The sequence below is a fragment of the Bradyrhizobium sp. HKCCYLRH2047 genome (assembly GCF_051168175.1).
In the GTDB taxonomy this organism is placed as follows: Bacteria; Pseudomonadota; Alphaproteobacteria; order Rhizobiales; family Xanthobacteraceae; genus Bradyrhizobium.
In genome coordinates this window covers 1-19,176 of sequence record NZ_JBNPUM010000025.1, presented here as the reverse complement: position 1 = coordinate 19,176, position 19,176 = coordinate 1, and the positions used below count along the sequence as shown (strand labels likewise).

34 protein-coding genes and 1 pseudogene are annotated in these 19,176 nt (G+C 64.6%); 25 read left to right on the top strand and 10 right to left on the bottom strand.

From position 1 onward, the window contains the following. Positions 1–217: 217 nt before the first annotated feature. The 3 genes from ACQR1D_RS31680 to ACQR1D_RS31670 all read right to left on the bottom strand — a co-directional run bounded on the left by ACQR1D_RS31680 (position 218) and on the right by ACQR1D_RS31670 (position 1,942). On the bottom strand, positions 218–535 hold the full coding sequence (locus tag ACQR1D_RS31680) for a hypothetical protein (protein ID WP_315713146.1): 318 nt from the start codon (positions 533–535) through the stop codon (positions 218–220). A 31-nt stretch (positions 536–566) separates the two neighbouring features. Then, the gene (locus ACQR1D_RS31675) at positions 567–1,421 is read right to left on the bottom strand and encodes a sulfurtransferase (protein ID WP_316218896.1); all 855 of its coding nucleotides are present in this window, start codon (positions 1,419–1,421) and stop codon (positions 567–569) included. Positions 1,422–1,483: 62 nt separating this feature from the next. Then, positions 1,484–1,942: a hypothetical protein gene (locus ACQR1D_RS31670; protein ID WP_315803688.1), complete on the bottom strand. Its 459-nt coding sequence runs from the start codon at positions 1,940–1,942 to the stop codon at positions 1,484–1,486. Between the two features lie 198 nt (positions 1,943–2,140). On the opposite strand from ACQR1D_RS31670, the gene ACQR1D_RS31665 reads away from it, so the two are divergent. After that, a complete protein-coding gene (locus tag ACQR1D_RS31665) occupies positions 2,141–2,560 on the top strand; it encodes a Rieske (2Fe-2S) protein (protein WP_315803687.1) in 420 nt (139 codons plus the stop codon). A 62-nt stretch (positions 2,561–2,622) separates the two neighbouring features. Here ACQR1D_RS31665 and ACQR1D_RS31660 read toward each other — a convergent pair whose 3' ends face one another. Then, positions 2,623–3,231 carry a hypothetical protein gene (locus ACQR1D_RS31660; RefSeq protein WP_434837721.1) on the bottom strand — a complete coding sequence of 203 codons (609 nt, stop codon included), beginning with the start codon at positions 3,229–3,231 and terminating at the stop codon, positions 2,623–2,625. Between the two features lie 325 nt (positions 3,232–3,556). Here ACQR1D_RS31660 and ACQR1D_RS31655 point away from each other — a divergent pair, with 325 nt between their 5' ends. The 20 genes from ACQR1D_RS31655 (at position 3,557) to ACQR1D_RS31560 (ending at position 14,266) form a co-directional block, all read left to right on the top strand. Next, on the top strand, positions 3,557–3,877 hold the full coding sequence (locus ACQR1D_RS31655; RefSeq protein ID WP_257170758.1) for a HesB/IscA family protein: 321 nt from the start codon (positions 3,557–3,559) through the stop codon (positions 3,875–3,877). A 38-nt stretch (positions 3,878–3,915) separates the two neighbouring features. Further along, positions 3,916–4,206 (top strand): NifU family protein, encoded by a 291-nt coding sequence (locus tag ACQR1D_RS31650; RefSeq protein ID WP_315713137.1) that lies wholly within the window; start codon positions 3,916–3,918, stop codon positions 4,204–4,206. 9 nt (positions 4,207–4,215) lie between these two features. Beyond that, positions 4,216–5,430: a cysteine desulfurase NifS gene (nifS, locus tag ACQR1D_RS31645; protein ID WP_434837722.1), complete on the top strand. Its 1,215-nt coding sequence runs from the start codon at positions 4,216–4,218 to the stop codon at positions 5,428–5,430. After that, on the top strand, positions 5,427–5,648 hold the full coding sequence (gene nifT / locus ACQR1D_RS31640; protein ID WP_315713133.1) for a putative nitrogen fixation protein NifT: 222 nt from the start codon (positions 5,427–5,429) through the stop codon (positions 5,646–5,648). Before nifS ends, nifT begins: the two co-directional genes overlap by 4 nt. Then, positions 5,648–6,514, top strand: coding sequence for an SIR2 family NAD-dependent protein deacylase (locus ACQR1D_RS31635; RefSeq protein ID WP_434837723.1), 867 nt, complete (start codon positions 5,648–5,650; stop codon positions 6,512–6,514). The genes nifT and ACQR1D_RS31635 overlap by 1 nt, the downstream gene beginning before the upstream one ends. 259 nt (positions 6,515–6,773) lie before the next feature. Beyond that, positions 6,774–8,336 carry a nitrogenase cofactor biosynthesis protein NifB gene (nifB, locus tag ACQR1D_RS31630; RefSeq protein WP_315803683.1) on the top strand — a complete coding sequence of 521 codons (1,563 nt, stop codon included), beginning with the start codon at positions 6,774–6,776 and terminating at the stop codon, positions 8,334–8,336. Between the two features lie 55 nt (positions 8,337–8,391). After that, the gene (locus ACQR1D_RS31625; protein WP_006609676.1) at positions 8,392–8,616 is read left to right on the top strand and encodes a YfhL family 4Fe-4S dicluster ferredoxin; all 225 of its coding nucleotides are present in this window, start codon (positions 8,392–8,394) and stop codon (positions 8,614–8,616) included. Positions 8,617–8,627: 11 nt separating this feature from the next. After that, complete coding sequence (locus ACQR1D_RS31620; protein WP_315803682.1) at positions 8,628–8,957, top strand: HesB/IscA family protein; 330 nt, start codon at positions 8,628–8,630, stop codon at positions 8,955–8,957. An 11-nt stretch (positions 8,958–8,968) separates the two neighbouring features. Then, on the top strand, positions 8,969–9,502 hold the full coding sequence (locus tag ACQR1D_RS31615) for a hypothetical protein (protein ID WP_315803681.1): 534 nt from the start codon (positions 8,969–8,971) through the stop codon (positions 9,500–9,502). After that, entirely contained in the window at positions 9,495–10,268 is a 774-nt protein-coding gene (locus ACQR1D_RS31610) for a 4Fe4S-binding leucine-rich repeat protein (RefSeq protein ID WP_316218890.1), read from the top strand. Before ACQR1D_RS31615 ends, ACQR1D_RS31610 begins: the two co-directional genes overlap by 8 nt. Continuing rightward, complete coding sequence (locus tag ACQR1D_RS31605) at positions 10,265–10,588, top strand: nitrogen fixation protein NifZ (RefSeq protein WP_315803679.1); 324 nt, start codon at positions 10,265–10,267, stop codon at positions 10,586–10,588. The genes ACQR1D_RS31610 and ACQR1D_RS31605 overlap by 4 nt, the downstream gene beginning before the upstream one ends. Then, positions 10,585–10,824 carry a nitrogen fixation protein NifZ gene (locus ACQR1D_RS31600; RefSeq protein ID WP_315803678.1) on the top strand — a complete coding sequence of 80 codons (240 nt, stop codon included), beginning with the start codon at positions 10,585–10,587 and terminating at the stop codon, positions 10,822–10,824. Before ACQR1D_RS31605 ends, ACQR1D_RS31600 begins: the two co-directional genes overlap by 4 nt. Positions 10,825–10,838: 14 nt before the next feature. Next, entirely contained in the window at positions 10,839–11,195 is a 357-nt protein-coding gene (locus ACQR1D_RS31595) for a DUF3024 domain-containing protein (protein WP_315803677.1), read from the top strand. A 17-nt stretch (positions 11,196–11,212) separates the two neighbouring features. After that, complete coding sequence (locus ACQR1D_RS31590; protein WP_315803676.1) at positions 11,213–11,473, top strand: hypothetical protein; 261 nt, start codon at positions 11,213–11,215, stop codon at positions 11,471–11,473. A 2-nt stretch (positions 11,474–11,475) separates the two neighbouring features. Next, a complete protein-coding gene (locus ACQR1D_RS31585) occupies positions 11,476–12,690 on the top strand; it encodes a DegT/DnrJ/EryC1/StrS family aminotransferase (RefSeq protein ID WP_315803675.1) in 1,215 nt (404 codons plus the stop codon). 36 nt (positions 12,691–12,726) lie between these two features. Beyond that, positions 12,727–13,035 carry a 2Fe-2S iron-sulfur cluster-binding protein gene (locus tag ACQR1D_RS31580; protein WP_315713113.1) on the top strand — a complete coding sequence of 103 codons (309 nt, stop codon included), beginning with the start codon at positions 12,727–12,729 and terminating at the stop codon, positions 13,033–13,035. Positions 13,036–13,047: 12 nt separating this feature from the next. Then, positions 13,048–13,260, top strand: coding sequence for a hypothetical protein (locus tag ACQR1D_RS31575; protein WP_315803674.1), 213 nt, complete (start codon positions 13,048–13,050; stop codon positions 13,258–13,260). Between the two features lie 34 nt (positions 13,261–13,294). Continuing rightward, complete coding sequence (locus ACQR1D_RS31570; protein WP_434837724.1) at positions 13,295–13,612, top strand: DUF6156 family protein; 318 nt, start codon at positions 13,295–13,297, stop codon at positions 13,610–13,612. A 12-nt stretch (positions 13,613–13,624) separates the two neighbouring features. Then, positions 13,625–13,792: a hypothetical protein gene (locus ACQR1D_RS31565; protein ID WP_315803672.1), complete on the top strand. Its 168-nt coding sequence runs from the start codon at positions 13,625–13,627 to the stop codon at positions 13,790–13,792. Between the two features lie 15 nt (positions 13,793–13,807). Next, the gene (locus ACQR1D_RS31560; RefSeq protein ID WP_434837725.1) at positions 13,808–14,266 is read left to right on the top strand and encodes a group II truncated hemoglobin; all 459 of its coding nucleotides are present in this window, start codon (positions 13,808–13,810) and stop codon (positions 14,264–14,266) included. 260 nt (positions 14,267–14,526) lie between these two features. Here ACQR1D_RS31560 and ACQR1D_RS31555 read toward each other — a convergent pair whose 3' ends face one another. From ACQR1D_RS31555 to ACQR1D_RS31540, 4 genes are all read right to left on the bottom strand, one after another. Next, the gene (locus tag ACQR1D_RS31555; protein ID WP_316239625.1) at positions 14,527–14,769 is read right to left on the bottom strand and encodes a hypothetical protein; all 243 of its coding nucleotides are present in this window, start codon (positions 14,767–14,769) and stop codon (positions 14,527–14,529) included. A gap of 26 nt (positions 14,770–14,795) precedes the next feature. After that, entirely contained in the window at positions 14,796–15,554 is a 759-nt protein-coding gene (locus ACQR1D_RS31550; protein WP_315803669.1) for a dienelactone hydrolase family protein, read from the bottom strand. 36 nt (positions 15,555–15,590) lie between these two features. Then, positions 15,591–15,953, bottom strand: coding sequence for an iron-sulfur cluster assembly protein (locus ACQR1D_RS31545; RefSeq protein ID WP_315803800.1), 363 nt, complete (start codon positions 15,951–15,953; stop codon positions 15,591–15,593). Positions 15,954–16,046: 93 nt separating this feature from the next. Continuing rightward, positions 16,047–16,538 (bottom strand): tetratricopeptide repeat protein, encoded by a 492-nt coding sequence (locus ACQR1D_RS31540; protein WP_434837726.1) that lies wholly within the window; start codon positions 16,536–16,538, stop codon positions 16,047–16,049. Between the two features lie 272 nt (positions 16,539–16,810). On the opposite strand from ACQR1D_RS31540, the gene ACQR1D_RS31535 reads away from it, so the two are divergent. Genes ACQR1D_RS31535 through ACQR1D_RS31525 form a run of 3 tightly spaced genes read left to right on the top strand, consistent with a single transcriptional unit; the run spans position 16,811 to position 17,781 of the window. Then, a complete protein-coding gene (locus tag ACQR1D_RS31535) occupies positions 16,811–17,044 on the top strand; it encodes a BolA/IbaG family iron-sulfur metabolism protein (protein ID WP_006609694.1) in 234 nt (77 codons plus the stop codon). Positions 17,045–17,092: 48 nt separating this feature from the next. After that, positions 17,093–17,422, top strand: coding sequence for a Grx4 family monothiol glutaredoxin (gene grxD / locus ACQR1D_RS31530; RefSeq protein ID WP_315803667.1), 330 nt, complete (start codon positions 17,093–17,095; stop codon positions 17,420–17,422). Then, positions 17,419–17,781: a (2Fe-2S) ferredoxin domain-containing protein gene (locus ACQR1D_RS31525; protein ID WP_315803666.1), complete on the top strand. Its 363-nt coding sequence runs from the start codon at positions 17,419–17,421 to the stop codon at positions 17,779–17,781. Before grxD ends, ACQR1D_RS31525 begins: the two co-directional genes overlap by 4 nt. Before the next feature lie 18 nt (positions 17,782–17,799). On the opposite strand, the gene ACQR1D_RS31520 is transcribed toward ACQR1D_RS31525, so the two are convergent. Beyond that, positions 17,800–18,327: an ArsC/Spx/MgsR family protein gene (locus ACQR1D_RS31520; protein WP_434837727.1), complete on the bottom strand. Its 528-nt coding sequence runs from the start codon at positions 18,325–18,327 to the stop codon at positions 17,800–17,802. Beyond that, positions 18,221–18,652, bottom strand: a complete 432-nt coding sequence (locus ACQR1D_RS31515; protein ID WP_315741025.1) for a response regulator transcription factor — start codon at positions 18,650–18,652, stop codon at positions 18,221–18,223. The genes ACQR1D_RS31520 and ACQR1D_RS31515 overlap by 107 nt, the downstream gene beginning before the upstream one ends. Before the next feature lie 420 nt (positions 18,653–19,072). Here ACQR1D_RS31515 and nifH point away from each other — a divergent pair. Continuing rightward, positions 19,073–19,176 (top strand): annotated as a pseudogene (nifH, locus tag ACQR1D_RS31510) (nitrogenase reductase); the annotation flags it as partial.

Here is a 19,176-nt window from a genome sequence, read left to right as displayed (position 1 = left end):
CCGCATCCATGGCGGCACAGTTCATCCATGCGTCATTCCGGGGCATCGCGCAGCGATCAGCCCGGAATCCATAGCCACGAATGTTTCTTGTTTTCGCAGACAGGCGCCACGGACATCTCGCGCCTCATAGCCGGTCGTTGCTATGGATTCAGGGCTCGCACTGCGCGCGCCCCGGAATGACGGCGGAGGGAGGTGCGCACCACTCCGAATGTGGCGCCTACTCGATTCCCTGTTCCCTGGCCTTCCACATCGCGGCGATGCGGAAGCGTTCGTTGATTGCGGCGGGGTTGGCGAGAATCTCGGCCTGGGCGGCGGCAAACGCGCTCTCGACGATCGCGGCCTCGTCCTTCGTCAGCGTGATCCGGCCGGCCATGTGGGTGGCGTCGGGCGCGGCCTCCCAGATCTTGCGCCGGTTCGGATGCAGCTTCACCTCGACCAGCTCGAACGCCTCGAGCTCGCCTTCGAGGCAGATTGCCAGCCCGATCACCTCGACCTTGCGGCCGTCCTGCGTCGTCTTGACCAGGGTCTTTGCCATGCTCGTGCTCCCGTTATCCAAGTCCGCTTTGTCACGCCGCCGCCGGCGTGTCGTCGAGCTGGCTCCATTCCGCCCAGGCGCCGTCGTGGACGGCCGCGTTCGGAACACCGAGGCGATAGAGCGCCAGCGCCAGCATGCAAGACGTGATGCCCGAGGCGCAGGTGGTGACGATCGGCTTCGCCAGATCGACGCCAGCGGCGGCGAAGCGGGCGCCGAGCGCATCAGAGGCCAGCAGTTCGCCGGTGTCGGGGTCGACCAGATCCGCCCAGGGCAGATTGACGGCGCCGGGAATGTGGCCCTGGCGCTTGAACGTGAACACGTCCGCCTGGGTGCCGTCGAACTTGCCCGGCCCACGGGCGTCGACCAACTGCGCGCCGCCACTGTGCAGCAAGCTCTGCACGGCGTCCGAGGTTGCCACAAGCTCCGGCCTGAAGCTCGCGCTGAAGCTCGCCGGCACGGGGCGCACAGGCGTCATCTCCGCCGGCTTCTTCTCCTTGGTCCATTTGCCGAAGCCGCCGTCGAGCAGGGCGACGTTGTCGTGGCCGAAGACGCGGAACATCCACCACACACGGCCCGCGGCCGAGCCGCCATAGTGACGGTCATAGACGATGACCCGGTCGGCATTTCTGATGCCGAGCAGCCCGACCTTGTGGGCAAAATCCTCCGATGACGGCAGCATGTGCGGCAGCGGGCTCGACTTGTCGGCGATCTGGTCGATGTCGAAATGCACCGAGCCCGGCAGGTGCCGGCCGCGATATTGCGTACGGCCGTCCAGGTTGGTGCTCGGATGGTGCCAGGTGCAGTCGAGGATCTTGATAGCAGGGTCGGATAGATGTTGTGCCAGCCATTCCGAGCTGACCAGGGCGTCAGAGGTGTCCGTGTTCATGGATGCGCTCGCGATGTCGTTGATCCAACAGAGATGCCGATCCGATGATTGCACGTGGCGCGTCAGAGCGTCTTCGGCATCGGATAGCCCGGGCGCGGATGCGTGTCGTAGTATTCCGGACGCTCCGGCCAGCCGCCTTCGGCGATGATCTTGAAGGTCGCGACCGTGACCGGCGCGCCGGGCGAGCATGATATTTCGGTGAACTTGATCTCGCGCTCGCCTGGGCCGGCGGAGAAATCGGCGACAGTGGTGCCGTCCGCCTTGCGCGCCCGCGCGAAGCCAGGCGTGCCGACGGTGGCCGCCGGTACCGATGCCGCAACGAAGTTCGGCTGCTCGAGGCCGTCCGCCGCGGGGCCGAAGGCGGGCGAGCCGAACGTGAAGGTTGCGAGCACGCCGCTGCGGTCGACGGCCTTGTCTGCAGTGATCGGGCGTGCCACCGAGTAGACCGTCAGCGTGCCGCCAGCCAGCGCCGCCTTGATGTCGTCGAGCGAGCTCTCGACGAATTCCAGTGCCACGTTCATGTCGATCTCCTTACAAAGCAGCGTTTGCAGGAGAAATTTTCAAGTTCTGTGCCAGTCTCCCGCAGCGGCGAAGAAGGCGAGGCGAACAGGCGGAGTTGCGCGAATCTTGCAACGTGGTCCTTCAGCGAGCCGACCGCCGCTCTCGCTGGGCCGACAGCGGCAATGTCGGACATGCGCCAGACATCGATGAGGCCTGACATGACGACCGACGTCGCCTACGCCATCTGCAGCTTCAACGACATTCCGAGCCGCCGCGCCATGGGCTTTCAGCTCATGATCGTGGCCGAGGACGGCAGCCATCGTCCGTGGCCGATCTTCGTCATCCGCTGGGGCAAGCAGGTGTTCGGCTATCTGAACATGTGCCCGCACGACAAGGTCAATCTCGACTGGGAACGCAACCAGTTCCTGGACGGCAACGGCCTGCGCATCCTGTGCGGCAAGCACGGCTCGCTGTTCGAGATCGGCACCGGACTCTGCGTCGACGGCCCGTGCAAGGGCGAGAGCCTGACGCCGGTCGCGCTGAGTGTCCTCGACGGCGACATCTGCGTGACCGGCGTGACCCTGGTCGAGGATGACGAGGAGGCTGAAGAGACGGGTCTTCAGTGTGAAGAAGGCTGAGCTCTCACACGAAGTCCCGGCGCGAGCGCCGGGACTTCAGCTTGCGCGTGAAGGAACGAGAGTCAGACCGGCCGATTCTCGTTACGGTTCTTCACCGGCTCCATCCTGGCCAGCGCATCTGCATAGGCGATGACTTCATAGCTCTCGCTGAACTTCTTGGCGGCGTCCAGCACGTAATCGAGCTTGCCTGCGGTATCGAGCTTCTTGATGTCGTTCTTGTCGATCGACAGCAGGTCCATCATCTCCTTCCAGACCGTGGATTCGTCGCAGGGGAGGACATAGAACGTGATGTCGCCCATCTTGATGCGGTACTTCGCCAGCAGGTCGATGTTGTTGCAGAACATGAAGTAGCTGCCGTCCGGCGTCAGCAGACCCTTGAGCACCTCGGCTGCCGTCTCGAGATAGGCCAGCGAGTGGATGTAGCCGACGAGCACCGGAATCGTCGCCTCTCCGTCGTTCACGATCGTCAGCACCTGCTCGATCGAGAAATCCGGCGGACGCTTTTCGTCGGCGACCTGGGCCTGGAATTTCAACGCTATGTCGCCGCGGAAGCCGAACCGCCCCGGCTTGGTGGTCGGCGCCTTGAGTACGGCGTTCAGCAACCGGCCTTCCTTGTCGAGGCGCGCGAGCGCGGTGGTCTCGATCGCAACCGTCTTCTCCAATGTCGTCATCAGCAATCCCCTCGCATGTCCTGATCAGCCGTCTCGCCGCACGGCGCGGTCGAAAAGGGCTGGGATGCAAATTGTCTGCCGATGTGTGCGGCGCCTTGATTCACCTGGTCTTTCGCCCGCGACCTCCGGGCATTGTCGGGTTTCCGCCGCGACATTCCTTCGGCACGTCCGTAGCCAGGCGTCGACCTGCCGTGTCGGAAACCCGACACGCGTCGGAAACGCCACAGCGACGGCATGAAAACATGAGGTCTTTCAGGTGATTGTTGCATGGCACGGGACTTGCCAATCCTATTCGCAACAGCCGAATGGGAAAGGCGAGACGATGATGATCAACCTGACCGACAGCGCCATCAATGCGGTTCGCAACGCGATCACGACCTCCGACAAGCCGGTCGACGGCCTCAGGATCATGGTCGAGGCCGGCGGCTGCGCCGGGCTCAAATACAACATGGGTCTGGTCAGCGGCAGCGAGCCGGAGGACACCGTGATCGAGCGCGAGGGCGTGCGCGTGCTCGTCGATCACAAGAGCCTCGAATATCTCGAGGGCACGACGATCGATTTTGTCATCGCGCTGGAAGGCTCCGGCTTCACCTTCGAGAACCCGAACGCCAAGTCGAGCTGCGGCTGCGGCAAGTCGTTCGCCTGATCCTCCGCTCGATCATTCAACATGCGAGAAGTGACATCATGTTAGTCGAATCCCAGGGCATCGTCGAAGCGCCGTCGCAGATGAGCGAGCGCGAGCGGATCATCCGGGCCGTGATCGAGGAGGTCCGTCCGAACCTCAAGCGCGACGGCGGCGATTGCGAGCTCGTCGAGATCGACGGCAACAAGATCATGGTCAAGCTCGCCGGCGCCTGCATCTTCTGCAAGCTCGCCAGCGCGACGCTCGAAGGCATCCAGGCGCGCATGATCGAGAAGCTCGGCGAATTCGTTCGCCTCGTTCCAGTGGCCGGCGCAGCCAAGGCACGGCATTAAGGAGCGGTCTTGCGCCCGGTCTATCTCGACAACAACGCGACGACACGTGCGGATCCCGAGGTCGTCGCGGCGATGTTGCCGTTCTTCTCGGACCAGTTCGGCAACGCGTCGTCCTCGCATGCCTTCGGCAGCGAGGTCGCGGGCGCCGTGAGGCAGGCGCGCAAGAGCCTGCAGGCGCTGCTGGGTGCCGCCTTCGACCATGAGATCGTCTTCACCTCGGGCGGGACGGAATCCGACAACACCGCGATCCTGTCAGCGCTCGAGACGCAGGAGGGTCGCAAGGAGATTGTCACGACTGCGGTGGAGCATCCTGCGATCCTGTCGCTGGTCGAGCATCTCCGGGACAAGCGCGGTGTTACCGTCCACCTGATCGGTGTCGATGCCGCCGGCCGGCTCGATCTCGAAGCTTTCAAGCGCGCGCTCGGGCCACGTACTGCGATCGCCTCGGTGATGTGGGCGAACAACGAGACCGGCACGCTGAATCCCATTCCGGAGCTCGCCAGGCTCGCGCACGATGCCGGCGCGCTGTTTCACTCCGATGCCGTGCAGGCGGTCGGCAGGATTGCGATTGATCTGAAATCGGCTGGCGTCGACATGCTGTCGTTGTCCGGCCACAAGCTGCACGGTCCCAAGGGCATCGGTGCGCTTTATGTTCGGAAGGGCACGCCGTTCGCGCCGCTGGTGCGGGGCGGCCCGCAGGAGCGCCGCCGCCGCGGCGGCACCGAGAACGTGCCGGGCATCGTCGGGCTCGGCACGGCGGCCGAGCTCGCCGGACGATATTTCGCTGATGAGCAGGGCACGGTGCGCGATCTGCGCGACCGGCTGGAGCAGGGCATCATCCAGAGTGTCGGCCATTGCGCCGTGCTCGGCGACCTCGCTGCGCGGCTGCCGAACACCTGCAACATCGCCTTCCAGCATCTGGAGGGCGAGCCGATCGTCATGCGCCTGAACCAGGCCGGCATCGCGGCTTCGCTCGGCTCGGCCTGTGCGTCTGGCTCGATGGAGCCGTCGCATGTGCTGCGCGCGATGAACGTGCCGGCCGATCTGCTGCGCGGCGCCGTCCGCTTCTCCTTGTCGCGCGACACGGCGGCCGAGGACATCGCGCGCGTGCTGCAGGTTCTGCCCGACATCGTCGCCAGGCTGCGCGGGACCTCACCGGCCTGGCTGCAGCATCATCCTTCGCAATCGGCGGACCCCCTTCGATCCACGGAGCTCACGCAATGAAAGTCATGATTCGCCGCTCGCCGGAAACGGGCCTGTCGATCTACGTCCCCAAAAAGGATCTCGAGGAGCCCATCGTCGAGTCGGAGCACGAATCCTTGTGGGGCGGCTGGATCCGCATCGCCAATGGCTGGGTGCTCGAGCTGCCGCAGATGGCCGCCGACACGCGCCTGCCGATCACGATCAATGCGCGCAAGCGCGGTGGCGAAGGGGACGAGTGATGAACGCGCCGCTTCCTCATATCGACATCGTCAAGCAGGCCGACGCCGAGGCCCTGCTCAAGGACGTCGTCGCCGGACTGAAGGCCGGCAAGGTCGTCCCGTTCCTCGGTCCCGCCGTTTCGGAGCAGTCCGGCGCCGCGGTGCCGATGAATCCCGAAGCGCTGGCCGCGTTCTTCGGCACCAAGGTAGCGCTGCCGCGCCGGGCCAAGGGTAATGCGTGGGCGTCGGCCCAGCACATCGAGAGCACGCGCCACCGCTCGACGGTGACGGCGCTGATGGCTGAAGCCTTTGCCGCGCCTGTTGCGCCGACGCCGCTGCAGCAGCATCTGGCGTCGCTGCCGCTGCCGATGATCGTCGATAGCTGGTATGATGGCGCAATGCGGACGGCGCTGGCCACACGAAGCGATTGGGGCGAGGTCCAGGGCATCACTCGCGCCGGCATCGGCGAGGACCGCTGGTACCGCTTTTACGATGCTGGGGGAGCCGAGTCCGATCGCGAGAAGGCCAACGGCTGGACCACGCTGCTCTACAAGCCACACGGCGGCATCACGCCGGCCAGAAATTTCCTGATCACCGATGCCGATTATGTCGAGGTCCTGACCGACATCGACATCCAGACGCCGATACCCGACACAGTCAAGGACCGGCGCACCGACCGCAGTTTCCTGTTCATCGGCTGCCGCTTCAACGACCAGCTGCTGCGGACCTATGGTCGGCAGGTCATCAAGCGCTCCGGCTCTGAGCATTACGTCCTGGTCGAGCCCGACTCGTTGTCGAAGAACGAGCTGAAGTTTTTCATCGCCGAGCGGTTGACGCCGATCGCGATTCCGCTCGCCCGGGCGACCGAGATCATCATCGGCGGCTAAACGCGAGCAAGACAGAGTTCAAACAGCGCGGCCGCAAGCCGCGCTGTTTTGCTGCTCGCCTGACGCTGAAACTGAGTCTGTAACGTTTCTAACAACGCATCAAACGAGAGCCTTTCGCATGTTGGCAAGGCGACAGCCGAAGTGATCCTGCCAAGGTGTTGATAGTTCGACGAAATGATCTCGTCCGCGGCGTGGCACGCGAGTTGCTGAACCCTAGCCCAAGGCGGTTTGCGGCTCGCCAGCAACGTAAGGAGCGGACATGGACGCGTCAGTGCAGCACGAACAGGCGACGATACCGGACGGCGACAAGCTGAGCTCGGTGATGCAGACCATCGCGGAACACAAGGGTTGCGGCACCTCGGGCGGCAGCGGCAAGGCGAGCTGCGGCTCGGGCGCAGGCGAGAACGACCTTCCGCCGGAGATCTGGGAGAAGGTGAAGAACCATCCCTGCTACAGCGAGGAGGCGCATCATCACTACGCGCGCATGCATGTCGCCGTCGCGCCCGCTTGCAACATCCAGTGCAACTACTGCAACCGCAAATATGACTGCGCCAACGAGTCGCGTCCGGGCGTGGTCAGCGAGAAGCTGTCGCCGGAGCAGGCCGCCAAGAAGGTGCTCGCCGTCGCCTCGACCATTCCGCAGATGACCGTGCTCGGGATCGCCGGTCCCGGCGATCCGCTCGCCAATCCGGAGAAGACGTTCAAGACCTTCGAGCTGATCGCCCGGACCGCCCCGGACATCAAGCTCTGCCTGTCGACCAACGGCCTCGCGCTGCCCGACCATGTCGACACCATCGCCGGATTCAACGTCGATCATGTCACGATCACGATCAACATGGTCGACCCTGAAATTGGCGCCAAGATCTATCCCTGGGTGTTCTGGAAGCACAAGCGCTACACCGGCGTCGAGGCGGCCAAGCTGCTCACCGATCGCCAGCTGCAGGGCCTGGAGATGCTCACCGAGCGCGGCATCCTCTGCAAGGTCAACTCGGTGATGATCCCGGGCGTCAACGACAAGCACCTCGTCGAGGTCAACAAGGCGGTGAAATCGCGCGGCGCGTTCCTGCACAACATCATGCCGCTGATCTCGTCGCCGGAGCACGGCACGGTGTTCGGCCTGACCGGCCAGCGCGGCCCGACGGCGCAGGAGCTGAAGGCGCTGCAGGACGAGTGCGAAGGCGAGATGAACATGATGCGGCATTGCCGCCAGTGCCGCGCCGACGCCGTGGGCCTGCTCGGCGAGGATCGCTCGGCCGAGTTCACCACCGACAAGATCATGGCGATGGAGGTGAACTACGACATCGACAGCCGCAAGGCCTATCAGGAGGCGGTCGAGAGCGAGCGCGTCGCCAAGGTCGTGGCGAAGCAGGAAGAGCTCGCCTCGCTCGCCGGCCAGTCGAGCGACATCAAGCTCTTGATCGCGGTCGCGACCAAGGGCTCGGGCCTGATCAACGAGCATTTCGGTCACGCCAAGGAGTTCCAGGTCTACGAGCTCTCCACGGCCGGTGCCAAGTTCGTTGGTCACCGCCGCGTCGACCTGTACTGCCAGGGCGGCTATGGCGACGAGGACAGCCTGGAGACCGTCATCCGCGCCATCAACGACTGCCATGCGGTGTTCGTGGCCAAGATCGGCGGCTGCCCGAAGAGCGACCTGCAGGCGGCGGGCATCGAGCCGGTCGACCAGTTCGCGCACGAGTTCATCGAGAAGTCCGCGATCGCCTGGTTCAAGAGCTATCTCGACAAGGTGAACAGCGGCGAGATCCAGCACGTCGTGCGCGGCGACGCCGAAATTCGCCAGGGCGCCCTGATCTCGGCGGCGTGACATCAGACCCCGGCGGCGCGATCCCGCCGCCGGGTCCCTTCGACAGGAGCCTTTGATGACCTTGAAGATCATTGCCTCGCAGTGCACGAGCTGCTCGGCCTGCGAACCCGAATGTCCGAACGTGGCGATCTCGGAGAAGAACGGCACCTTCGTGATCGATCCGAAGAAGTGCACCGAGTGCATCGGCCATTTCGACGAGCCGCAATGCGCGGCGGTCTGCCCGGTCGACAACACCTGCGTGATCGACAATTCGTTCCCGCGCTACCAGCCGCCGGCTTGAGGGAGACCGAGATGAACTTCACGCTCACGCCGGCCGCGCAGAAATTCATGCGCATGATGTTGCGGGCCGACGGCACTGCGGGTTCCGGCTTCCGGCTCGCCGTCTCTCCCGGCGGCTGCTCCGGGCTCGCCGCCGACATCAGCGTCCTCGCCGCACCCCAGCCCGGCGATGCGGTGGTCGAGCGAGACGGCGTCAGGCTGTTCCTGCCGGCAGAGAGCCGGCTGCTGCTGGACGGCGTCACCATCGACTTCGCGGATACCGCGACGCAGACCGGCCTCGTGTTTCACGATCCGAAACAGGTCTCGTGCTCGACCCATGCCTTGAAGGCGCTGGAGCACTAGGACAGCTCGCCATGCCCACCGATGCCCGGCCCAGCTCTCAGACTGCCATCGAGGACGCGCTGCTCGCCGACGCGCTGCTCGGCGGCGGCCTGCCGGAGGAAGCCGAGTATCATCTGTGGCAGGCGGGCCAGAGCTATCATCTCGACGAGGTTGCGGAGACGCATCTGAAGGAGGCGGACGCGCTGGCGCCTGGGCATGCGGCGGTCCTGATCGGCTTCTACCGCTTCTATTTCTACAAGGGACGGCTCGCTGACGCGCTGCGGATCGCCAAGCGGTGCCTCGCCAAGGCGGCCGTCGAAAACCGCTTGCCACCGCACTGGCGCGACGTTCGCGCCGGTCATGCCGAGTTCGGCAGCTATGACAACATGCTGCCGCGCTTCTTCATGTTCACCTTGAAGGGATACGCCTATTTGCAGATGCGCCTCGGCAATCTCGTCGAGGGACGGCTTGCGGTGCAGAAGCTGCTCGAGCTCGATCCCAGCGACAAGATCGGCGCACGCGTCCTGCTCGAGGTGGTCGACCGGGTGGAGCTCGACGATGAATGACGACATCGACGAGGCCATCGACTGGCAGGGCAACGAGATCAGTTGCGCGGGCTGCGAACACGCGCCGCTCAATGCATCCGGCGGATGTCGCCTTCGGCACGCCTGCGTGCACGATCGCTACGCCCGTCGCATCGACCGCTTCTTCAATTGGAATCCGGCGCTCGCCAACGGCTACGTCAAGCATCCGCACTTCGAGGTTCGTGCGATCGCGGCGAAGCATGCCAGCCCGTTCTTTCTGCCGCCGCTGCTCGATGATCCCGAGGAGACGGTGCGCTGGAACGCCGCGCGGCGGCTGCCGAAGCGGCTGGTGCTGCGGCTGCGCCATGATCCGCATCGCGAGGTCCGCATTCGGATCGCGACCGTGCTCGATCCGGAAGACCTGATGCCGATGATGATGGACGACGACTATTACGTCCGCCTCGTCGTGGCGCGCCGCATCGTGCCGTCTGTGCTCGGCCGCATGATGGGGGACCCGGAGGCCGAGGTCCGCCGCGTCGTCGCGCGGCGCATCCCGAGCGACTGGCTGCTCGGCATGATCAGCGACCCCGATCCACGGGTACGGCTCGAGATCGCCGAGCGCCTCGTGCCTGATCTCCTCACCGCGATGCGCAAGGACGCCGATTGGCGGGTGCGTCACGAGGTTGCGAGCCGGATCGCGCTCAGCGAGCTCGGCGAGTTGGCGCGCGACGAGGATCCGCTGGTGCAGGAGATGGCGCGCGGCCGGCTCGACAATCGTTCCGGAGCTGCGATGGAGAAACCGGCATGAGCAACATCGTTCGTGACAGCGAGGTCGTGGAGCTGTCCGCGCCGCCGTATTTCGCGTTCGGCGAGAAGGTCAAGGCCAAGCGTACGATCCGCAACGACGGCACCTATGCAGGCAAGGAGATCGGCGAGATCCTCGCGAAGAAGGGCGAGGTCGGCTACGTCGTCTCGATCGGAACCTTCCTGCAGCAGTTCTACATCTACGGCGTCGAGTTTCTCGAGAGCGGAAACCGCGTCGGCATGAAGCGCAAGGAGCTCGAATCCACCGTTCCCCGCGGGGAGGCCGAGGACGAGCTGCCGCTGCCGGGAGCAACCAGATCATGATCGAGCCACGTCTGCCTAGATATCAATGGGGTCAACGCGTGAAGGCGCTGATCGATCTCGTCAACGACGGTTCGTTCCCGAACGCGCCGGCCGAGGCGAAGCTCGTCGGTGTCGGCGACTTGGGCGAGATCGTCCAGGTCGGCACTCACACCGAGGCGAACATGCCGATCTATCTCGTCGAGTTCGGCGAGCAGCTCGTCGTGGGCTGTCTCGAAGAGGAGATCGTCCCGGTCTAGGGAGATGTTCTGCCATGATCGCAGCCGCGCTCGAGCCCAGCGTCGTCCTGCCTGCGCATCCCAACGAACTGGATCGCAAGCGGATCGAACGCGCGCTGAAGTCGCGCAAGCGCTATCGCTACGTCGAGCCGACGGTGTCGCCGGCGACTGAGGGCTATCACGTCCAGAGTCCGTGCTGCTCGCGCAACATCGACAAGGACGGCGGGGTGATCGACGTCGCGCTGCTGCGTCATGACGCCGCGAACGCAATGTGGAAGCTGTTCTGGAGAGATCACGGTCGGGGGATTTGGGAACTGCACAGCGTGCACCGGCGGTTGACCGCGGCGGTTGACGAACTGAACGCCGATCCCGAGCGGATATTCTGGCAGTAGCAAAGAGGACGGGTGGCATGGCGCTTGCCGAGCAGGAACTGAATGAGATCGAGCAGGTCCTCACCGGACCAGATGCCGGCAGCGCGGCGTTCGGCGAACTGCGCCGTCGGTTTCCCAAGCTGGCGCTGACGCGGTGTGATGCCTCCGACGTGACAGAGGCGCCGTTCCGCAGCTATCCGGCGTTCGATCTGCATCTGCTCGACGCCAGCGAACATTGCGCTGGGGTAACCGACGATCCGGCGAAGGCCACCGGCCTGATCCTCGCCAGGCGGAGCTGATCATGATCAATCCCGTTCTGGTGCACGATGCGGATCGACAGGAGCAGGACGAGACCGAACTTACGCCGGTTGGCTCCGACTTCATCCCGCTGTCCGATCCCGACATCACGACGGCGGAGATCGCGGCGGTCGAGGCGACGCTTCGCTCGCCGCGGCTGTCCTGCGGTCCGCTGGTGGAGGAGTTCGAGGCAACGTTCGCCGCCTATCTCGGGCGCAAATATGCCATCGCCGTCCCGAGCGGAACGCTCGGTCTGCTGCTGATTCTGAAGGCGATGGGGATCGGGCCCGGCGACGAGGTGATCGCGTCGTCGTATTCGTTCCGCGAGATCGCGCATGCGATCAGCATCGCCGGCGCCAAGCCGGTGTTTGCCGATATCGACTACTATTCGGGCACGCTGGCCCCGAGCAAGATCGAGGCGCGCATCACGGAGCGCACCAAGGCGATCCTGGCCGGCAACACCAACGGCCACCCGGCCAAATGGTCTGAGCTGCAGGCGATCGCGAAAGCCCACGAACTGCCTGTCATCGAGGATTCGACCGAGGCTATCGGCTCGAGATACAAGGGGGCGCTGGTCGGCACATTCGGTACGGCCGCGGTGTTCGACTTCTCGCAGCCCTTCGCGCTGACCTGCGGCGAGGGCGGCATGGTCGTCACCGACGACGTCGACATCGCGGTGGCCGTGCGTCGGCACCGGTCGCACCGGCTCGACGAGCGCGCATCGGTCGTGGTCAGCAGCAGCGCGTCGCACCAGGCCGTGATGAGCGACGTGACCGCCGCGCTCGGGCTGGCGCAACTGAGGCGGATCGACGAGATCCTCGAGCGGCGCAAGCTGATCGAGCAGATCTATTACAGCGAGGTGCAGTCGTTCGAGGGCATCAAGGATCCCTATGTCGGTCCAGATGTCACCGAGGTGAACTGGTTCCTCTACCAGGTCCATCTCGGCACCCGGTTCTCGAAGTCGAGCCGGGACTCGATCGTCGAGGATCTCAGGGTCGAGCAGGTCGAGGCGGTGGCCTATTCGAATCCTCTGCATCTGCAGCGACACTATTTCGACATGGGCTATCGCCGTGGCGATTATCTCGTGACGGAGAAGGTGGCCGATCGTGTGGTGGCCCTGCCGTTCCACGTCCATCTCACCACGGACCAGATCGCCTTCATCGTTGCGACGATGAAGGACGCCTCGGTCAATGTCGGGGCGGGCGCCGCGATCTACTGACACCAGTTGAACTCAACCCAGCAAAGGAGACATTCAATGGCAACTCTGACGGTCATGCCCTCCGGCAAGACGATCGAGGTGGGCGAGGGCACCACCATTCTGGCAGCGCTGCTCGGCGCTGAGGTCGAGATCCAGCACAAATGCGAGGGCCAGGCAAAGTGCGGCTCCTGCCACATCTTCCTGCAGGAGGGACGCAAGGGCGTGTCCAAGGTGACGAAGCTCGAGAACGAGAAGCTCGACACCATCGTCGGCGTCGGCTCGAAGTCGCGCCTCGCCTGCCAGGCGACCATCCTTGGCACCGAGAACGTCAAGATCGAGCTGCTCGGCTTCGGTTCAGGCCTGTAAGAGGAGGATACCATGGACAATTTGACGCTGCATGTCCGCTTCGCCAATGACGGCACTGTCGCCGAGATCAGCGAGCGCCCCGGGGACCTGACGCCACAGCAATGGTTCGACAAGTTGAGTGCTGCGATCGGCATGAAGGCCTATCAGACCTTTGCCGGAGGCCGCGGCGTGTTCAAGGTCGACCGTGACCAGATCGAGGCCCTGAAGACCGCAGCCGTCTCGTGACGGCGGCGGTGTGACCTTCGATGCGAGCGGCAGCATGAGCGCGGATGCGGGACAGGCGTGTCGATTCTTCGTCTCGTACACCGGCGTCAAGCTGCCGCTGCGGCTGGTGACTGCGATCGCGCCGGAGCAGCTCTCGAACCGGAACACGTTCATCCGCGGCTATTTCGATGCCGACGGCGTACTGACCGGGTTCGAAAAGGTCGTCTATGGCGAGATCGAGCTCACGCACTGCTACAGCTACCATGCCAATGGGGCGCTGAGCCGGGCCGAGATCGTGATGCTCGACGAGGATCCGGTGACGCTGAATTTCGACGAGACCGGCGCGCCTGTGGCCGCGCACGACGCTGCGTGAGCGGGAGGGACCGTGACTGTCGCCAAGCTGATCGAGGCTCTTGCCAGCATGCCGAAGGACGCTATCGTGCTGATGGACAGTGGCGGCGGTTTGTCGCGTGTCGATGCGCTGGAGCTCGTGGACCAGCAGGGTCCGGGGGCGCCGGCTGAGGTCATCCTGCAGCCGAGCTTGGACGAGTAGAGACAGGAACGACCGATGGCGGATGCTGGGACTTCAGAGACCGGAACTTCAGAAGCGGGACCGGTCGTCACGCCCTATGAACGAATTGGCGGCGCCGTCGTGGTCGATCGTCTGGTCGAGTCGTTCTACCACCGGATGGATACTCTGCCCGAGGCGAGGGCCATCCGCGACATGCACGGCACCAATCTTGGGCCGATCAAGCACATCCTGAAGCGATACCTCTCGGAATGGCTCGGCGGCCCGAAGCTGTATTCACCTGAGAAGGGGCATCCGCGGCTGCGTCAGCGCCATATGGGCTTTCCCATCGGCAATGCCGAGCGCGACGCCTGGCTGCTCTGCATGCGCGGCGCGCTCGAGGAGACCGTCAGCGACGTCGAGGCCCGCCAGGATGTCGACGCCGCGATGACCAAGCTTGCCGACTGGATGCGCAACCAGGCCGGCAATCCGCACGACGCGCGGGCCGCGCGACCGTGAGCTGAGAGGTTAGCCGCGGTGCTCAAGAATGGGCCCTCTCCCCTTGTGGGAGAGGGCATCGCCGGCCTCTCCACATATTTGGTCGGGTGAGGGGGTCTCTCTGCGAGGTGCGCCCGGCGAGAGAGACCCCTCACCCAACCGAGTCTGCTGCGCTGTCCTGCATGCCCTCTCCCACAAGGGGAGAGGGCGCTGTATCTCGCAGCGAGCTTGTAGGTGATCCGAAGGTTCTTGTAGTCCATCGGACCACAACTAGTACCCAACTAATACAACGGCACGCCGAAGAAATTCTCGTCGTCGCCGCCCCAGGCGCGGTGCAGCGCCAGCGCGTTCTGCCATTGGATCAGCTCGGTGCCGCTGGCGTTGCGGTGGGTGATCTTGCCGTCCGGATGCTCGGCGAGCAGAAAAGGCTTGCCGTTGCGGATGAAGCGGTTGAGATCCTTGGTGTCGTTGGGGCGCACCACGCAACGTGGCCGCTCGTCGATCAGGATGGTGGTCGGCAGCATCGCGACGCTCTCACTCCATCGGATTCTCAATCGGTCGGCGGTCCCATGTCGTCGTCGGCCTTCTTCTTCTTTTTCTTGTCGGTCTTGGCGAGCGCGTAGGCGCCGGCATTCTTTAGCGTGATCGGCGGCTGGCCGACGACGTATTGCGAGATCCACGCCAGTGTCCGCTCATGTGCCAGCGCGGCTGCAGATTCATCATAGGTCTCGCCGTTGCCGTCGAACGCATGCGCGGCATTCGGATAGGAGAATGCGCTGACCTCGGGATGATAGGCGCGGAACATGGTCACCTCCGCGAACGGCACGACGATGTCGGCCTCGCCGAAATGGAGCAGGGTCGGAATCTTGCGCTTGGCGCCGGCCGCATTGACGACACCTGTCGCGTAGTAGCTCACCGCGCAGGCCACGCCGGAGACGCGGTTGGCCGCGTCATAGGCCAGACCGCCGCCGGCGCCGAAGCCGACTACCGCCACCTTGCCGCAGTCCTTGACGCTGTCGACGGTCGACTGGACTTCGGCGAGCAGCGGCGTTGCCGGATCCGGCACGGACTTGGCCGGCTCGCCCTCCACCGTCGATTCGATCGCCGCAGGAGGTGACAGCTCCGGCGCAATCACGACATATCCGCTGGCCGCAAAGGCATCGGCGATCTTGCGTAGCCTGCCGGCAGCGTCAGCGCCGTCCGGCAGGACGACGATCGCCCCCTTCGGCGCGTCGGTGGGATCGGCACGAAACGCCTGAAAGGTATGGCCGTCGCTGGCGGTCAGCTTGATCGTGCTCTCCGTAGGCATGTGATGCTCCTGCTTCCGTTGCGCGGTTGGCGCGCGTTACAACAAACCCAGCTCCAGCGCGGTCTCTTCGGACATGCGCGACTTGTCCCAGGGCGGCTCGAACACGAGCGTGACTTTCACCGATGCGACGCCGTCGACGGCCTGCACGGCGTCCTCCACCATGCGAACGATCTCGCTCGCGACCGGGCAGCCGGGCGCCGTCAGGGTCATGTCGATCTCGACGGCGCCGCCGCCCTCGTGCGCGATCCGATAGACCAGCCCGAGATCGTAGACGTTCACCGGAATCTCCGGGTCATAGACCGTTCGCAACGCCGCAATCACGCTCTCGGCTGCACTCTGGGAGCCGGTCGCTACGGCGGTCTGCGCCGGGGAAGGAGGGGGCGGGGCATGCATGGTCATCATGCGTTGGTTCCTCTCATGATCCTGGTTCGCACCGGGGGATGGTCGTTGCAATTCGAGTCATGTTTCGCTTCGCTCGTGCATGGCGTCGCCTCATTCCGGACCGAGCCCCTCGGCCAGCGCGGCGACGACCGGCCATCCGACGGCGCCGGTGGGATCGAGTCGCCGCAGCGCGGCGAGCATTTCGGCTGCACCCTCGGAATCAGTCTTGCGCAGATGGATAAAGGCGAGGGCCTTCAGCGTGTAGAGCGCGAAGCGGCCGGCGCCGTCCGGCAGCGGATCATGCGGCGTCCAATGCCGCCAATCACATGGCCAGCCGGCCTGGCGCGCCGCTTCGGCAAGGCCCAGCTCGGCGACCGCCTCTGCCTCGTCGAGATGGCCCTGATAGGTGTGAATCTTATATAGGCAGAAGTAGGTCGGAAGCTGCTGCGGAGCGGCCGCCAGCGCTTGGCGAAACAGCCGATCCGCTTGCGCGTGGTCGCGGCGGTACGCCGCCACGCCCTGTTGCAACAGGGCATCGATCTCTTGCGGCAGATCGCCGAAGTTGATCGTGTCGGGTTCGCTGACGAGTTCGAGCATCTGCATTGACCTCGATCAAATCACTGCAAGACACGGACCGTTTTCGCGCGGGCGCAGCAGTGTCGAAGCCGGCACGAGGCGGGTGGAAGAACGGGCCGATGTTGGATTTTGAACGCCGCTTCCTCGCCGCCCCGCGGCCGATGTCGCAAACACGACGCGACGCTTGCGCGATTTGGCGTGGACACGTCGTCAGATGCCGGCGAGCCGGCGATTGCGGCGCGCAAATGACTGGTTCGGAGCTTGCATGATGCCGTCATCAATCCAGCGGAGCAGCAGCGATGGCGATGGCAGCAACGGATATCGAGCGTCTGATCAAGGAGGCGTTCCCGGATGCCGTTGTCGTGATCGAGGATCTGGCAGGCGATGGCGACCATTATTCGGCGCGCGTCACCTCACAGGCCTTCGCTGGGAAGAGCCGGGTGCAGCAGCATCAGATGGTCTATTCGGCTCTCAAGGGCCAGATGGGCGGCGTGCTGCACGCGCTGGCGCTCGAAACGTCATTGCCGAAGTGATCGTTGCGGCCCGGCTGATCGGTCGCATTCAGGGAAAGGATCCAGTCCATGTCGACATCCGAACGCATTCAGAAGCTGATCGACGGCAGTGATGTCGTGCTGTTCATGAAGGGCGTGCCGGCCGCGCCGCAATGCGGCTTCTCCGCCGCGGTGGCGCAGATCCTGGCCAAGCTCGACGTGGCCTACGAGAGCGTCAACGTGCTCGCCGATCCCTTCATTCGCGAAGGCATCAAGGAGTTCTCCAACTGGCCGACCATTCCACAGCTCTACGTGAAGGGCGAGTTCGTCGGTGGCTGCGACATCGTGCGCGAGATGTTCCAGGCCGGCGAGCTCGCGACACTGCTCGCCGACAAGGGCATCAAGGCGCCTGCGTCATGAGCGATGCCGATGTCGCCGAGGCGGATGACGCGTTCGAGATTCCGCAGCTCTACAAACACCACGCCTTCGTCTGCCTGACGCAGCGCCCGCCCGGACATCCACGCGGCAGCTGCGGCGCGCTCGGCGTGCAGCCGCTGTGGGACCGGCTGACCAAGACCATCGAGGCGCAGCGGTTGACGGACATCGGCGTCACCGCTGCCGGCTGCTTCGGCTTCTGCAGCGCCGGACCGATGATGGTGGTCTATCCGGACGGCGTCTGGTATCGGCCGACCACCGCTGAGGATATCGACGAGATCGTCGAATCCCACTTCAAGCAGGGCAAGCGTGTCGATCGCCTGGTGATGGTCCTGAAGCGCTGACGTGCAGAACGGAGCCGCTCAGCGCGGTTCCGGACAAGGTGTCGACGCCTCCGGACGCGTGCAGCCCTGGACGTCGTCCAGATCGTCGCACTGCCGAAGCAGCGAGATCACGGGTTCACGATCGAAGCCGGCGCAGCACTGGCCGCCGGCTTCGATCAATGGCCGGCGGATCAGCAGCGGATCCTCGAGCATCAGGTCGATGGCCGCGACGGCTTCGATCGTCTCTGGCTCGATCTCTCCTGATTTCACGCGCGGCGAGGCTGGATTGAACCAGGCCCAGACGGGAGTCCCGGCGAAATACGCGCGCAGCCGCTCGCCGGTCCAGGGCTCGGTCAAGAGATTCCTGGCGACGACATCGTGGCCGGCGCGCGTCAGCATCAGCTTCTGCCGGGCGTTGGTGCCGCAGCCCGGCTTCTCGTAGAAGACGACGGTCGTCACGTCAGGCGCCGCCGAGCTGGACGAGCTGCGCGCCGCCGGCGCGGCCGAGAATGGTGTCGACCTTCTTGCGCACCGACTCGATCGTGAGCGGCTTGACCACGGCGCCATGCGCGCCGGCCTTGAGACCCTCGATCGCGATCGCCTCGTCCGCCTTGGCGGTCACGATCAGAATCCGCACGCCCTTGAACTTCGCCAGGATCTCGCGGACGAGCTCGGGTCCGCGTTGCTTCAGGAAGGACACCCCGAGCAGCACCACGTTCGGCGCCAACCAGTCGACGCCCTTCTCATACGCCTCCTCGGGAGTCGCCAATTCATGTGTCTCGATCTCGTCGTGCAACATGAACTGCAGGGCCGCGCGCGTGATCTCGTCGTCGTCGATCACGAACACGCGCCGCTGGTCCACGGCCTTGGCCGTCTCCACTCCGATCTGCATTGCATCCTCCTCAACGTTGTCAGCGTCTGTGCCGCAGGGCTGCGGAGAGGACCTAGCAAATCTCGTTCCGGGCGCCGCGCGGCTGAAAAGCCGCCGCCGTTGTGTCGTTTCGGACAGCACCGCGCGTCGTCGCATCTTGCGAAGCATTCCGATGTCGGGTTTGCAACAACCCGCCATCGCTCACGGAATGCTCCGCATCTCCTTTAAATCATGACTGTTTTTGACGCCGTGCGCGTGCTGGCACAGCCGTTGCAAAACTGGGCCCAGGCAATGGTTGAGGGCTGAGTGCACGCCGACGCTTCGGACGAGCGATGCTCTCCTTCCCAACAACCCGTCTGCCGGTTCGGACACAGAGAGGACGCGGTCACGCCTCGCGAACAGCGCGGGCGCGACATAGGCAATCGGTTGATGGAGAGCAGAATGTCATCACTGCGACAAATCGCATTCTACGGCAAAGGCGGCATCGGCAAATCGACGACGTCGCAGAACACGCTCGCGGCGCTCGCCGAGATGGGTCATCGGAT